Here is a 14,611-nt window from a genome sequence, read left to right as displayed (position 1 = left end):
CCTTCGTCGTGCAGAGCATCCCACGCGGCTTCACGGCGGCGGCCGCTCGACCACCGCACGGGACTCGCCGGGCGCCAGGGGCCGCACCGGTGCGGGTGGTTCGGTGCCGGCGTCGATCCGCGCGGCGAGGTCCAGCGCCTCCGCGTGCCGGTGGTACCTGCGCGCCAGCGACACGAGCGGCCGGAACCGGTCGCGCACGCGGGCCGATCCCACGGACTCCGACATCGCGAGCGCCCGCAACCCGACGTCCACACCGGCCTGGACGTCCCCCTCGACGAGATGGCTGGTGGACAACAGGATCAGGCTGAACGTCCGGCTGCGGACCATCCCCTCGCCGTAGCCGTCGACCGCCGTGGTGAGCAGCGCGACGGCCGTGCCCGCGTGCTGCCGCCCCGCCGTGCCGGACAGGTCCGCGTGCACCGCCCCGGACAGCCCGGACAGGTCCGCCTCGGTGAAGAACGCCGCCCACCCGGCCACCTCACCGCGGTCCGCCGCGGCGAACTGCTCCTGGCCTCGCCCGAGCAGTTCGAGCGCACCCCGCTCGGCCCCCTTCTTGGCGCACGCCCACGCCGAGTTGACCGACAGGATGCCGGCCGCGAGCACGTCACCGGACCGCGCGGCCGCGAGCTGCCCGAGGTCGAAGTACCGCAACGCCTCGTCGAGGTGCCCGTGGTGCAGGAACACCCGCCCCAACCGGTAGCAGACGTTGGCCGTCAACCCGTCCGCGCGAGCGAGCCCGGCCAGCACCAGCGCGTGGCAGAAGTGGTTGTGCGCGCTGTTCACCAGCCCGGCGTCGAAGCACACCCAACCGGCCAGGTTCCGCAGGTCCGCCAGGGCCACCTGCAACCGCCGCCGCACGTGCTCCGGCGCGGCGGCGTCGAGCAGCGGAAGGCTGTCCCGGATCCGCCGCCGCACCTCGTCGAGACAGGCCTCGCCGCCGCTGCGGTAGTCGATCTCCCGCAGCGTGCGGATGCTCTCCTCCAGGCGCGTGACGTCCGATGTTCCGATCATGGCAAGCCCCCGGACCAGCAACGGCGGAGCGGGTACCGCCGGGGACCGGGGCGGCCGGATTCGCCCTCGATCGTATTACGCCACGCCGTGGTCGTGCACCGCTGTTCGACAGCAAACGACGACCTCGTGCCGCGTTCGCCGTTGCCGGGCGGGAGGTCGTCCCGGCGGCCTCCTGCCGCGCCGGCGACCGGGTCCGTGTTTCGTCCACACAGGACGGACTGGAGGGCGGCGCTGTCGCCGCGTGGCCGGAACGCCGGAGCGTCAAGCGCTGTGGCGGATCGCCACCAGCGCGATGTCGTCCGTCGCCGGCTGGTCGCCGACCATCGTGGCCATGACCTGGGTGCACGCCGCCTCCGGCGCCGTCGGCACCACGACCTGCCGCAGCCGCTCCAGCCCTTCGTCCAGGTCCTGCCCGCGGCGCTCCACGAGACCGTCGGTGTAGAGGATGATCAGCGCACCCGGCGGTACCTCGACGTCGGTGCTGCGGCGGCCCGTGCTGCCGAGGTCGAACCCGATCGGCGGACCGACGTGGGCGGCGACGAACCCGGCCTCGCCCGCCGGTACGGCGCTGATCGGCGGCAGGTGCCCGGCCACGGCGAGGCTCATGCGGTGGGTCCTCGTGTCGATGACCGCGTAGGCGACGGTGGCCATCGTCTCGTGCTCGAAGTGGCTGGCCTTCCGGTCGAGCTTGTTGAGCACCTCGGCGGGGTCGGGGTAGTCCAGGGCGTAGGCGCGCAGGGCGCTGCGCAGCCGTCCCATCACGACAGCCGCTTTCAGGCCGCTGCCGGCCACGTCACCGATCACCACGCCGATGCGGTCGCCGGGCAGCTCGAACACGTCGTACCAGTCACCGCCGACACCGCTCTCCGTGCCGGCGACGTAACGGGCCGCGAACTCCCAGCCGTCGGTGCTGGGCAGGCGCGAGGGCAGCAGGCTCTCCTGCAGCATGGCGGCCGCGGTGCGCTCGGACCGCATCCGGTCCACGTACACCGCCACCGCGAGGCGGTCGGCGACCAGCTGCAGCGCCTCGACCTCCTCGTCGGTGAACCTGCGTGCCGTCGTGCTGCCGATGTGCAGCACCCCGGTCAGCTCACCCTCGGCGATCATCGGCACACCCAGCAGCACCTGCACGCCGTGTTCCCACAACAACGGGTTGACCACGGTCGACTCGTCGACCCGCTCCAGCTGCAACGGCTCCCGCGACTGCGCCACGCGGCCCGCGAACCCCTTGCCGACCGGCACGCGCACGCCCTGGAAGACCTCCTCCTCCAGCCCCGAGGACGCCTTCGCCACCAGCTGCACGCCGGTCCGGTCCGCCAGCAGCACCGCCGCGGTGTCGACCGCGAGCAGCTCACGGGTCCGCTCCAGCAGGACCTCCAGGAGCTTGTCGAGGTCGAGCTCCCGCAGCGTCCAGTCGGTGACGGCGTTGAGGACGTGCAACCGGATGGCCGAACTCCCGGGTTGAGCCATTCCGCCTCCCTCTGCGCCGATCGCGCCCATGACAGTACGTCGTACACCGGTGACCTTCCCACGGTCGGTCCCGGTCTGAGGCCGTTCGATGCCCGGAGTGCCGGGCCATGACAAGGCCAAGGCCCGGAAGAGCGGTGAAAAGGTCACACAATTCGCTCGTTCCGGTGACGGCGATTCACCCTGCGCCGTCGAGGCGCGCCGATCCGGCGATCAGGGTGTGCGCGGAGCCCGCTGGACGGGGATGCGCCAGAACGGCACACCGTCGAATCGCGTCACGTCCGCCCAGACGACCTTGCCATCGTCCCCCCGCACGACACCCCACGCAGCGCTGAGGCCGCTGACCAGCCGAAGCCCGAAGTGGGTGAACGCCGGTGCGGGCGGCCGTGCGTTCGCCGTCCTCCACCTCGACGCGGACGTGGAAGGCGTGTCCGGGAGGTCGTCGCGGCTCCGCTTGTGGCCGGGCGGACACGTCCCTACTGTGATCGGTGCCTCTCACCCTGGGCGGGCAGCGGAACCGCGGCAGACGACGTGGGCAGAAAAGGCGGGCCTCGCGATGGACGGCCAGCTCGAAGACGACGCGCGAGCGATGTACGTGCGGACCCACGACCGCGAAGGCGTCGCGGTGACCGTCATCGGCGGTGACGTCGACGAGGACGCCGACCTCCTGGTCGACGAGGTCCACGCCCAGCTCACCGCACACCTGGCCGCCCTCGTCCTCGACCTGCGCGAGGTCACCTTCCTGGGCTCCAGCGGCCTCAGCGCGCTCGTCGACAGCCACCGGCAGGCCGTGGCGGCCGGGACGAAGCTCCTGCTCGTCGCCGACCAGCGCACCGTGCTCCGCGCGCTCGCCGTGACCGACCTCGACCAGGTCTTCGAGCTGCACCCGGACCTGGACTCCGCACTCGCCGCCGCGCGCTGAGACACCTCCCGGCGCCGCCGGCCCGGACCTGAGGCGGGTCAGCCCTTGCCGGGCTTCTCGCCCTTCTTCTCGTCGGCCCTGCCCTTGCCCTTCTGCTTCTCGGACCCCTTGTCGTCACCCTTCGGGTCGACCTGGACAGGCACGACGACGGTGTGGGCGACCGGAGGCGGAACGGCCCCGGCAGACGGCGGGGCCTCACCGGACGGCGTCGAGGCGACCGGCGTGGTCGAAGCGGGCGGCGCTGATCCGCTGGGTGTGGCCGGCGGCGGCCAGAGGAAGGCGGTGGCGGCACCGGCAGCGCACAGCAGCGTCAGCGCGGCACCGGCGACGAGCGGCCGGACCGGGCGTCGTGCCGGAACAGGGTGTCGTGCCGGAACCGGGTGTGGTGCCGGGATCAGCGCTTTGTCGAGGGTGGGCGTGGCCTGCGGGTCACGCAACATCCGGGCGCAGTCGGCGGCGGTCGGGCGGCGCCGCGACGACAGCGAGGTCATCAGCGTGAGCAGGCGCCTGAGGTCCGCGGGCAGGTCCTCCGGGACGTCCGGCTGCCGGTGCAGGCGGGCGACGGCCGCCTCGATCTCGCTGCCCTGGTACTCCCGCCGGCCGGTGAGGCATTCGAGCAGGACGAGCCCGAGCGCGTAGACGTCGACCGGATGCCCGAACTCCTCGCCGCGCACCTGTTCGGGTGCGAGGTAGGCGGCGGTGCCCACCAGCTGGTCAGGGCGGGTGAGCCGGGTGGCGCCGATCAACCGGGCCAGCCCGAAGTCGGCGAGGTGGACGTTGCCGTCCCGGTCGAGCAGCACGTTGGACGGCTTGACGTCGCGGTGCACGACACCCCGGTCGTGCACGTGGGCGAGCGCCTCCGCGAGCTCGGCCCCGAGCCGGCGCACCTCATCGGCGGCGAGCGGTCCGTCGGCGATGCGGTCGCGCAACGTGTGGCCCTCGATGAGCTGCAACACCACGAACGGCGTTCCCCCGCTGGTCCCGGCGTCGTGCACCTGCACCAGGCGCGGGTGGGACAACGCGGCCAGCGTTCTGATCTCGTTGTCGAACCTGAGGCCGTCGGCCAGGTCGGACCCGGCCCGGAAGAGCTTGACCGCGACGTGCCGGTGCAGGCGGGTGTCCCACGCGCGCCACACCTCTGCCATCCCGCCGCACCCGATCAGTTCGGCGAGCTCATAACGCTCGGCGAGCGGTCTGTCGTGGGCGGACACGGTCATGGGGGCCTTCCGTCGGTGCTCAGCTCCGCCTTGTATGCCCGCCCCTCGCGATCACCAAACACCAGAACCGGTGGAGAGTCGCCGCAGTTCAACGCGCGTTTGGTTGTGAATAACCGGGTATGCGCCTACCGTGGTGGTCACGCACACGATGTGCTCGCCACAGGGCGGGTTGTGGTCCGGGTTGAGCACGCAGCCGAGGGCGCGCAGTGCGCAACAGGGAAGAGCACTCGATGGTTGCTCCGTTCCGCGATGATGCAGCACCCTTCAGCGTTGAGGTCCAGACACGTGACGGTGTGCCTGTCGTCGTGATCAGCGGGGAGATCGACACCAGCAACGACCACGAGGTCAGCGACATCATCGGCGTCCAGCTAGAACGCCGTCCGGCGACGTTGATCGTCGACCTGCAGAACATCCAGTTCTTCGGCTCGGCGGGTATGCGCCTGCTGGCGCAGAGCCACCTACGCGCGCACAACGCCGGCACGAGGTTCATCGTGATCGCCGGTCACCGCGCGGTGCTGCACCCGTTGGAGATCACCGAGCTCGACCAGGTGATCGAACTGCACCCCGATTTCCCCGAGCTGCTCGACCACAGCAGGCAGTAGGCGTTCCTCCACGACCGCAGCAGAGCCGCGGTACAACCGCGCTCTGCGGCGTGCCGTGGGCCCGTGACGCGCGTTCGGCGTCAGGCGTCACGCGTCACGCTGAACGGAACGGCGGCTCACAGGCGATCTCGGCCCAGACGGTCTTGCCCGCCGGACCCGCGATGACGCCCCAGTCCTTGGCCAGCTGGTCGATGATCACCAGCCCTCGCCCGCGATCACCGTGCAGCCGCGAGACGCCGACAACGGGCAGGTCCGCACCGGCGTCGTCGACCTCGACCCGCACCCAGCACGGCTCATCCGACTGCGACAGCCGCAACGCGAACGGGCTCGTGCCGTGGTCAATGGCGTTGCTCACCAGCTCCGTGACGACGAGGAGGATGTCGTCCAACTCGTCACCACTCACGTCAGGCAGCATCTCGCGCGTCCAACGCCGCGCCGCGGCAGGCGCCCCGGCGTTCCCGGCGAACTCCACAGAGCCAGTCCGGGGACCGTCATGTGTGTCGCCAGTGCGATGCACGCGCCTCACGTCCTCGTCAAAGAGTGGTAACGCTGCCCCGACGTCCCGCCGCGCCCGACCAGCACTCACCACATGATGCCCCTGCTGCAACCGGCGCAATCATCCGCGAGGATCTTCAGCCACGCGTTGCCGAGGGTGATCGACGTGCCGGGGGCGTCGTGGCGCGGGGCTCACGACGTTGCGAGTACAACCTCGACCCGTGGAGCTTCGCCCACGGAGCCGTGCAGCACAAGCCGGTCGAGCCCGATCGCCATCCGCACAGCGCCCGGCGGCTTGTGCAGGCCGTTCGGCCAGCCGGGTCCCGGGCCCGTGCATTCGGAGGCGTCACAGCGCGAAGGTGGAGTTGTTGCTGTGCATGCCTTTCTCCTGCTCAAGGCGAGTGCCACGGCGCCAGACGGCACGGGTGCCGAGGGTGTCGGAGATCGTCGTGGTCGGATCACCGTCCACCAGAAGCAGATCGGCCCGCGCGCCTTCGGCGATGCGACCGCGGTCGTGGAGCCCGAAGCGTCGTGCCGGAGACGACGTGGCCGCGGCCAGAGCGCTGACGGGGGAGAGACCCGCCTGGACGAGGTACTGCAGTTCCTGGTGAACGCTGGCGCCGTGGGCCAGGCCGCCCAGGAAGGGGAGCGGCATCGAGGCGTCCGTGCCGACCAGGAGGTCGACACCTGCTTCGTGCAGCGCCTTGACGGAGCGGAGCACGTCGTCGAGCTTCCCTTGCGGATAGCGGTTGAAGCTGCTGCGAAGAGTCTCGGTCCAGGCCGCGTCGAGGCGGGAGGACACGCGCGGATCGTCAGCGAGGGCATCACCGGTGATGCCCATCATCGACGCGTTGAGCACCACGCACGGTACGACGAAGACGCCTGAGGCCGCGATGAGCTCGACGAGGTCATCGGTGTGCGGTTGGTCCATGAACAGGTGCACCAGCCCGTCGATGCCCGCCTCGATCGCCATCCTGGTCGCCTCGACGGTGAGGGTGTGGGCGACGGTGAGCATGCCGTGCCGGTGCGCCTCGGCGACGCCTGCCGCCACGGTCTCCCGGTCGAGCATCGGAAGACCGGGATGCCCCTCGACACTGCCGTCGTCGATCATGAACTTGATGTAGTCCGACCCGCTCGCAACCAGCCGCGGGATGAAGCCGGCCGCTTCCTCCGGCGTGGTGGAGAAGGGCTGGACGATCTCGCCGACGGGGCGGCGCCCGCCACCGGGCCGGAAGCCCTCCGGGAACAGCTCGCTGGGATGCCCGCCGGGGGGCGTGATCCCGAAACCCGCCGACCGGACGTCGGCGAGAGCGTCGTTGCCGGTGATGTGCGCCCGGTTGGGCTTGGTGTGAGTGCCCTGCATCTCCAGTTCCGTGGTGACCCCGAACCGCAAGGCCAGCGCCAGCGCCTCCTCGTTGGTGTGCACATGCGCGTCGAACAGACCGGGGAGCAAGGTGCCGCCCCGAGCGTCGACGATCTCGCTCCCCGCAGGCGGAGGCACGCCGATCGACGTGATGACGCCACCGTCGATCACGACGGTGGCGGCGTCGAGCACCCGTTCGCCGTCGAACACACGCGCGTTGGTGATCGCAGTACCCATGGTTGTCACTCCAGTCTTCGGCTTCCTGTCGCCGTAGCGACCAACGCTAGAACCATATCAAACTTAGAATGACTTCAACTTTGACATGGTTCCAGGTGTCCTATGCTTCGCTCCGTGGAGACGGTGGGGCGCCGCGAGCGCAAGAAGGCGCGGACGCGCCAAGCTCTGTCGGAGGCGGCGATGACGCTCTTCCTGGAGCGCGGGTACGACAACGTGACCGTGGCCGAGATCGCCGCGGCGGCCGACACCGCCCTGGGCACCGTGTTCAGCCACTTCCCGGACGGGAAGGAGTCCCTGATCTTCGATGACGGCACTCAACGCACCGCCGCCCTGGTGGGCGCCGTTCATGACCGCCCGAGCGGAACGACGATTCTGCGGGCGCTGCGGGGGTTCCTGGCCGACCGGGGCCCGTTCCGGAGCAACCCCTCGGCGGAGTTCCGCCGCAGAACGGAGCTGATCGTCAACACTCCCGCTTTGCGCGGATACCAGCTCAAACTGTGGCTCCGCAGCCAGGACGCGCTCGCGGAGGCCATCGCCGCCGAGTGCGGGAGGTCTGCTGGTGACATGGACATCCGTGCCCTCGCGCGGTACGTCCTGATGGTCCCGGATCTCGCCGGCGCCGAGCCTGATCCACGCACCGCTCTCGACGTCATATTTGACATGCTGGAACAGGGATGGCGTGAAGCCTGAGCTCGTGCGTGCCGAGAATTACGTCCGTGCAGGTCGGTGCGGATCAGCAGCTCGGGCAAGCAACGCCCGGTCCGCATGTCGGTCGACCTCAGTGCAGCGGAATCGTGACGGCATCTGAGGTGCTGCTGTGCTTCTTGCAGAAAAGTCGAGTCAGTACCGACTTGTGCACGCTGGAAGGCTCTCATCGACGACCGTAGTCGATGCACGTCTTACATCCAGCCGGGCCATGCTCGCGCAACGTGTTTCCTCGGCGGACGTACTCACCTAACGCCGCGCACGCGCCAAGACATTCTCCTCTGCCAGTGCCGTCGGCGGGTGGTGGCTCAGACACATCGGCACCTTGATCTTCGACGGCGTCGTGCCCTCTGTTGCTCCGTAGAACTCACCGGCGGACAGTCGGCCGATGTCGTCGATGCGGCCTCCCTTCGCGCGGGCCAGTTCGGTCGCCGTCTGGATCTGGACGGCTGAGTTGAGCTCGGTGAGAGCGCCTCCGGTAGTGCCGAGATAGCGCTGGAGACCGGCCAGCACCACGTAGAGCGCGCCACCGCCATATCCGGGCCCTGATCATGATTGTCCGCTTGGAATCAACGGGTGCGCCCGTGTTCGTCGTCCCAGGATGGCGGCGGGTCGTCAAACAGCCGCCAAGCCAGCAGCCGGTGGCCCCCAGCCGGGCCCGCATCGACGTACAGCGGGACGCTGCCCGTGCAGCGACTCTACGTTCTGGTAGGTCGTGCGGACCGGCTCTTCCACCTCGGCGGCCGGCGCGGCGGCTGTCACACATCCTGACTGCAGCAGGAGTAACGACACCAGTTGACTTGCGAAGCCCGCCCGCGCGCAACCCACCCAGGCAACGCACCCGCATTCAGCCCACTCGCGCAGCCGGCCCGAGTGGCCCGCCCGTTCACCCCACCGACACGGCCCGTGCGCGGGCCAGGCGGGCGCGGATGCCGTTGGCCTCCGGTGCGCCCAGTTCGGTGAACAGGCGCCGAGGCGGTCGAACACTGCTGCCAGGCGGTCGTGGGCCAGGGCCTGGTGGTAAGGCGAGACGGCGTCGCAGGCCACGGCCAGGGCGGTGCGGGCTGAGCTGAGAACGAGGCCAGCTGAGGGCGCTGACCCCCCGGAGTCGGGGTGGTCGTCGGCTTCAGGCCTGAGGCCAGGTGAACCCCGGAACGATGTCCGTGAGCGTCCGAAAATGCCGGGAACCCCTGACCTTCGCAGGTCAGAGGTTCCCGGTTTATGTGGGCGATACTGGGATCGAACCAGTGACCTCTTCGGTGTGAACGGATCATTTCGAGAGCCAGGCGGCCGCGCGTATCTCAAAACGCTTGCCTTGATCTGCATGGATGACCGGATATGCTCTCACGGATTCGCTAGAATCGCGGTAGTGGTCCTGCGTCTCGGCTACCGGATTTACTACCAGTCCAGGGCTGCGGCTCGTTCGTTGCAGCCGACTCGATTGGTCCACTGCATGAGTTCGATTACTCCTTCACGCGCGCAACTCCCTCCTTGTCTTTGCTGGCATCGCGGTGCTGGCATCAAGCTTCGCGCGCAGGGTTAGCCGATGCACGTTGACGAGCGTTGACCGGCGGCTGGATCGACGTTAGCGAGTGCGCTTACGTCCCGAACGAGATCGAGGTTTTTCGGCTCCCCAAGGATCAGCGGAACCGCCTCGGCGAAGCCGCGAGTATCGCCATGCCGCTTGATCCCTGCGGATGAAGATTCCGGCGCGCATGCGGGTGCGCTCGCGATGAATATCATCGTCGGAATCCATCCTGGGCGACGCGTCCGCGAGTCGGCGCCGTGAGTTGATCAACCTTTTCATGTGAATCGCGCTCATCGCGTGGTCGAACAGTTCATAATCGGATCATGCAGCGCAGAATGCGTCCGAGGCCGGTCGAACCCGCGTCGGCGACGAGCTCATCGTGGAGAGAAATCCTAGGCGCCACCGCGCCAGTGCTCGCGCTGCTTGCGGTGGCGGGCATGACACTGTCACTGCTGACGCAGTATTACTACTACGGGCAGCTCGGTGTGGGGCTGCTCGATGTCCCTCAGGACAAGGCGTACCTGATCCTGTCCGGGCTGGCGGTCACGTTGACTGTCGCTGCACTTGCGGTCGCTTTCACCACTGTCCTCGTGCTCGGTTTCAGGCTTGTGCGCTGGTTGGAGTCGACGCTCTTGACTCGCCGCGGCTATCGTGCGTTCGCAATAACCGCGAGTGGTTGTGGGCTGGCGTTCTGTGCACTCGCTGTCATCATCGGAGTGTCGCTGCCACATGGCACGAACCGTGAGTTGGTCGTCTCTTTCGCGCTCACGCCAGTCACCGGGATCTCGCTCGGGCTCGCGGCGAGCGTCGCGCTGCGCCAAGGCTCCTCGGTGCTTCGGCGGCACCGGGCGCACATTCGCGGGACCACGCGGTTGGCGTTCGTCGGCACGACACTGCTATTACTGATCGTCTTCAGCTGGGATCAGGCAACCACTGCGACCGAAGCTGGACGAGCACTCGCCGCAGGAAAGCCGTACGACAGGAGCGCCCTGTGGTTCTTGCCGCCACGCGCCGCGCACGTGACACTCACCCCGGTGTCGGCGGATCCGTTGCGAATCTGTGAGAAGAAGGGGTGGCGGGCCACGAGGATTGCATCGCGCGGTGGAGTCGCGATCATCTTGTTCGTCCCGCCGGCAGGTGGTCCGGGTCGGGCCACCACGCTGGAGGTACAGGCATCGGAGTACCGGGTGGCAGTTCCACTCACAGCGACGGTGTCGTCGAGTGTGTGCGTGAAAGACCCGCTGCTCGGCACCGGTTGACGTTCTGCACCGCTGCTGAGAACGGTGTCGTGACAGTGCTTGGCCGACCGCCCCGCGGTGTCGAGTGCCAGCGCTTGCTGGGCGCTGCTAGCGACGACCACGTTTGATCAACGTGATGAGCACCGATCGTGCGTCCTTCCGGCGATCCGCATCCGGGTGAAAGAGTGCCGTGCCTACCGCGAGGCCGAGGTACACGAGCGGGACCGTCGCCGTGACGGCGAGGACGATCGCCCCGACTGTTTCGATCATGCGTCCGGCCCGGTGTAGTCGAGGCTCAGTTCGGACCGGCCGAGCTTGACAGCCCAGCCAGACTCGGTCTTCTCCGAGCTCGTGCCGTCAACACCGATCTCCGGGGTGGTAAGGCTGGCGACGAGGTCTTCAGGGTAGGGATCTTCGTTCCAGCGCAGCGTCCAGCGCTCGCCGGCGCCCCACAAGAAACGCTCCTGGCTCTTCCAGCCTCCACCTCGCCGAGGTCGCCGCAGAGGGGCGCCCCACCAGTTGCCGATGTCCCAGGTTTGGTGCGGATCCCTTGCGGAGATGCGGACGACAAGTGCGGCGAGCAGCGTCTCGATCTCGGCTGTCATCGGAGGAATGCGATCGAGGGAGTTCTGCTCCTCCGCTGAGAGAGGCACGTCCGCGAACGGAAACGAGCCCGTCTGCCGTTCGGTGAGATTGCCACTCGATCTCGAGACCGCGCTCAGCGGTTCGAAGTCCGAGCGCGCGGCGAACACGGCGCGGGCGTCCGTCGGAAGGTGGATCGCGTGGAACGTGTTGGACCAGTCGCCGGCTACCAGCCGGAGGCCCGGCATGCCGAGTTGAAGATCACGCGGATGGCCGATGAGACGACCGAACGCGTTGCGCACGGCGCTCGGCACGATGAAGACCATGCGGTCGTACTCGGGTGAGGCGATCATCGTGTACGACAGGAAGGCGTGCGCACTGTAGACGTCGACGTGGTCCGGCATGCTCTCGTACCTGTTGAACAGGTGCAGCGCGAGCAGTGCTCGGAGACGACGCTGTCCCAGTGAGCACCGGTCGAGCCCCAGGCAGGCGCGGCCGAGGCCTCTTTCCGCGGCAATCTTGTCCTCGCCGGTGAAGGAGCGGCGGAGGTCGCGACGGGTGCGGCGGTTGGACGCGGGCATGACGTGATCCATCTCCGGCGGCTCGGCCCGCCATGGGTCACGTTGCTCTCACACAGTCATGCTTGAAACACCACGAAGCAGGTGCCCCACACCTTCTGACGTCGTACGCGGTGGTGCCGAGACCGTCCGCTGGACGCCGTGGCAGCCCTTCGTGAAGGCCGCACCTCCACAGGAGGTTCGACGACCGTATCACGCCCCGCCAACGCCAAACTCAGACGATCTTCCTAGTCGGGTACTTGTCCCGGATGTGGGCGTTGAAGTACCTCCCGTGGCTCTGAGCCGTGAGGAACGCGCGGTGAACCTCGACCGGAACACTCGTGTACCGATAGCGGCGGCCGTTGTTGAACAAGACCTCCAGCGTGCCTGAGGCGTCCTCGTAGCCGATGGAGCGAATGTTGGACGAAGCGACGGTCTGGTGGTGCACGGTTCCTCCAGATGGTCGAAGCCGAAAAATGTCGGTGTGCCGGGGTACACCTGAGGTCGAACGGAGGGGACGACATGACCGAGCAGAGATCTGACGAGCGACTGCCGAACCCCAACGGCTGCCGGTGGTGCGGTGTCGACAAGCAGCGTCACCACCAGCGCTGGGCTCCAGAGGTGAGGTGGCACGGCTGGGCCGAGCCGACGGGGGAGCAGCGCAAGCACCGCATGCTCGCCCGCCGGGCACGGCGCCAGGCGCCGGGTTCCGGAGCTACTGACCGGCTAGCCTCCTGAGCCTGCGGAAGACGTCACGGAGTTCGCCTGGAACCTGGTCCGGCCGTTCCAGGCGCATGGCGATCGCCGTCACCATCGAGCCCTTGCCCTCGGGTGAGGCTTCGCCATGCTTCTGGAGCATGTCCTCGACGCGCTTGCTGAACTTGCCCTGGCCGCGCAGCGCGGTGAAGTCGCCGGGCGTCCACTCGCCCGACTGGCGTGGCCACACCTCGTTCGCCGTGCCTGCCCAGGTGTCGTCGTCAAAGAGCTCTTCGAGCTCGTCCGCACCGCTGAGCTTGCCCAGCTCCACGAGTACCTCGTCCTTGCGGCCGCCGAACTTCTTCGAGAGGTTCGCCTCCCGGAAGATCCTGCTCCGCTTCTCGCTGTCCGCATCGATCATCAGGATCACCGAGCGGTCGTGGGCGACGAGGTAGCTCGCGAGCTGAAGCGCGCCGTCATTGCCGCCGCATCCCCAGAGCGCGATGCCGGCGGCCTGGAGCGACAGCCCTTCGGACAGGGCGAAGAGGATGGGCATCGCCTGCTGCTCCGTGTCTCCTTCGACGGCGAAGAAGCACCGTTCGTGCAGCAGCACCGAGTTGCGCAGACCGACCGCCGCAGCGACGGCTCCCAGGTGGCGGTCGAAAGCGGCGTGTGTGCCGCTGCCGAGCCGCTCCATGACGGTCCGGCGGCGCTCATCCAGTCTCAGCAGGACGACATCGCGGATGTCGACGCCGTCGATCAGGTTCATCGAGTGGGTGGCCACCACCACGCTGACGTGCGCCAGAGCCGCCTGATCGCGGATCAGGCGCATCACCTCGCGCTGGAAGTGGTAGTCCAGGTGCGTGTCCGGCTCGTCGTACACGACGATCACCTGTACCGGCGTGGCGAGATCGTCAACGCCTTCCTCGGGCGCCAGCGGCTCCTGCAGCAGGTCGCTGGTCGCTTCCCAGATGGCCATCGAGATCCGCCGCGAGCTGCCCTGTCCGGACCTGTCCAGGCGGACCGCTTCTCCGGTCGACCGCTCCAGCCGCAGTGAGGTCGGTCCCAGGGCAGGGGTCAGTCTCACGGTGGGTTCGACGCTGACCGCCGCGATGTCCGGGCAGCGCTCGGCGATGTGGTCTGCCAGCGGCTTCGCCTGGATCTCCAGCCAGCCCTGTGCCTCCGTCTCCAGCTTCGCCAGCTGCGCACGGACTACTTCTTCGTCCAGATAGGACTTGAACCGCACGTTGAGCACCGCGCGAATGGCCGCTTCCGGGTGTGATGAGCTGCCCTCGAACGCCGCGACGCGCGGCAACCGGTCGCGCAGGCCGGCCGGCAGCTCGGTCCACCCGTGGCTGCTGGAGTGCGCGGCGGCGTACTCGCGCAGCGCAGCGAGCAGTTCAGGTCTGTTGGCCTTCGCCAGGCCGATGCCGCACGACGTGGCGAGCTGCCTCAGTTCCGGCACCTTCTTGCTGTCGAGGTGACGGAGGTTCTCGTCGTCGGGCATCGCGGCCCAGATCTCGTACCTCGTGTCATGGGACGCGTCCATGACACGCCGGACGCGCACGGATCCGGGCAGGGCGAAGGCGTTCTGCTCCCATGCGTCGAGGGCGAAGGTGCCTTCGACCTCGACGTACGGCGAACGTTCGCCGGCTTCCTCGGGAAGGAACGTCCGATCGTCTTCGATGGGTTTGTGCTCGCCGAGCAGGAACCCCAGTGCCGCAAGGGCGGCGGTCTTACCGCCGTCGTTCGGCCCGGCCAGGATCGTGGGCTTGCTGATCGGGATTTCCGCCACCTCGGCGAGCGAGCGGAAACCTCGTACGGAGTAGTTCTCAAGGTGCACTGAATGACCGTCCAGGTCGAGTAGTCGATCACGTTGATCCCCGACCCACCTGCGCCGCGCCGCCTCGCTGCCCGAGTGGTGGCTCGCACCATAGGGGGTCCCTCGATCGGAGCGAAACTCGACACGCCGCGTCCGTCTGGTCGATCCG

General features: G+C 68.4%; 13 protein-coding genes. 4 read left to right on the top strand and 9 right to left on the bottom strand.

All coding sequences use genetic code 11. From position 1 onward, the window contains the following. Positions 1-30: 30 nt before the first annotated feature. Positions 31-1,011: a hypothetical protein gene (locus tag ADL03_RS16615; protein ID WP_053734360.1), complete on the bottom strand. Its 981-nt coding sequence runs from the start codon at positions 1,009-1,011 to the stop codon at positions 31-33. Between the two features lie 261 nt (positions 1,012-1,272). Continuing rightward, positions 1,273-2,481: a PP2C family protein-serine/threonine phosphatase gene (locus ADL03_RS16610; protein ID WP_053734359.1), complete on the bottom strand. Its 1,209-nt coding sequence runs from the start codon at positions 2,479-2,481 to the stop codon at positions 1,273-1,275. Positions 2,482-3,034: 553 nt separating this feature from the next. On the opposite strand from ADL03_RS16610, the gene ADL03_RS48430 reads away from it, so the two are divergent. Continuing rightward, the gene (locus ADL03_RS48430) at positions 3,035-3,400 is read left to right on the top strand and encodes an STAS domain-containing protein (RefSeq protein WP_053734358.1); all 366 of its coding nucleotides are present in this window, start codon (positions 3,035-3,037) and stop codon (positions 3,398-3,400) included. 38 nt (positions 3,401-3,438) lie between these two features. Here ADL03_RS48430 and ADL03_RS16600 read toward each other — a convergent pair whose 3' ends face one another. Next, on the bottom strand, positions 3,439-4,617 hold the full coding sequence (locus ADL03_RS16600; protein ID WP_053734357.1) for a serine/threonine-protein kinase: 1,179 nt from the start codon (positions 4,615-4,617) through the stop codon (positions 3,439-3,441). 230 nt (positions 4,618-4,847) lie between these two features. On the opposite strand from ADL03_RS16600, the gene ADL03_RS16595 reads away from it, so the two are divergent. Then, on the top strand, positions 4,848-5,219 hold the full coding sequence (locus ADL03_RS16595) for an STAS domain-containing protein (RefSeq protein ID WP_157528820.1): 372 nt from the start codon (positions 4,848-4,850) through the stop codon (positions 5,217-5,219). 94 nt (positions 5,220-5,313) lie between these two features. On the opposite strand, the gene ADL03_RS16590 is transcribed toward ADL03_RS16595, so the two are convergent. Both ADL03_RS16590 and ADL03_RS16585 read right to left on the bottom strand, forming a co-directional pair. Then, the gene (locus tag ADL03_RS16590) at positions 5,314-5,691 is read right to left on the bottom strand and encodes an ATP-binding protein (RefSeq protein ID WP_053734355.1); all 378 of its coding nucleotides are present in this window, start codon (positions 5,689-5,691) and stop codon (positions 5,314-5,316) included. Between the two features lie 369 nt (positions 5,692-6,060). After that, positions 6,061-7,269 carry an amidohydrolase family protein gene (locus tag ADL03_RS16585; RefSeq protein ID WP_231641935.1) on the bottom strand — a complete coding sequence of 403 codons (1,209 nt, stop codon included), beginning with the start codon at positions 7,267-7,269 and terminating at the stop codon, positions 6,061-6,063. A gap of 168 nt (positions 7,270-7,437) precedes the next feature. Between ADL03_RS16585 and ADL03_RS16580 the strand changes: the two genes are divergently transcribed. Continuing rightward, a complete protein-coding gene (locus ADL03_RS16580; protein WP_231641928.1) occupies positions 7,438-8,004 on the top strand; it encodes a TetR/AcrR family transcriptional regulator in 567 nt (188 codons plus the stop codon). Between the two features lie 264 nt (positions 8,005-8,268). Here the strand turns inward: ADL03_RS16580 and ADL03_RS16575 are convergent, their stop codons facing one another. Further along, the gene (locus tag ADL03_RS16575) at positions 8,269-8,535 is read right to left on the bottom strand and encodes a hypothetical protein (RefSeq protein WP_053734352.1); all 267 of its coding nucleotides are present in this window, start codon (positions 8,533-8,535) and stop codon (positions 8,269-8,271) included. A 1,335-nt stretch (positions 8,536-9,870) separates the two neighbouring features. Between ADL03_RS16575 and ADL03_RS16570 the strand changes: the two genes are divergently transcribed. Next, the gene (locus tag ADL03_RS16570; protein ID WP_157528817.1) at positions 9,871-10,806 is read left to right on the top strand and encodes a hypothetical protein; all 936 of its coding nucleotides are present in this window, start codon (positions 9,871-9,873) and stop codon (positions 10,804-10,806) included. Positions 10,807-11,051: 245 nt separating this feature from the next. Here the strand turns inward: ADL03_RS16570 and ADL03_RS16565 are convergent, their stop codons facing one another. The 3 genes from ADL03_RS16565 to ADL03_RS16555 form a co-directional block, all read right to left on the bottom strand. After that, positions 11,052-11,948 carry a hypothetical protein gene (locus ADL03_RS16565; protein WP_157528815.1) on the bottom strand — a complete coding sequence of 299 codons (897 nt, stop codon included), beginning with the start codon at positions 11,946-11,948 and terminating at the stop codon, positions 11,052-11,054. Positions 11,949-12,159: 211 nt separating this feature from the next. Next, entirely contained in the window at positions 12,160-12,372 is a 213-nt protein-coding gene (locus ADL03_RS16560) for a KTSC domain-containing protein (RefSeq protein WP_053734349.1), read from the bottom strand. Between the two features lie 267 nt (positions 12,373-12,639). Then, positions 12,640-14,463: an ATP-dependent endonuclease gene (locus ADL03_RS16555; RefSeq protein ID WP_053734348.1), complete on the bottom strand. Its 1,824-nt coding sequence runs from the start codon at positions 14,461-14,463 to the stop codon at positions 12,640-12,642. Positions 14,464-14,611 lie beyond the last annotated feature (148 nt).

The sequence above is a fragment of the Nocardia sp. NRRL S-836 genome (assembly GCF_001279525.1).
Lineage (GTDB): Bacteria > Actinomycetota > Actinomycetes > Mycobacteriales > Pseudonocardiaceae > Lentzea.
The sequence above is the reverse complement of the archived record's forward strand: the minus strand, read 5'-3'. Positions and strand labels throughout refer to the sequence as shown.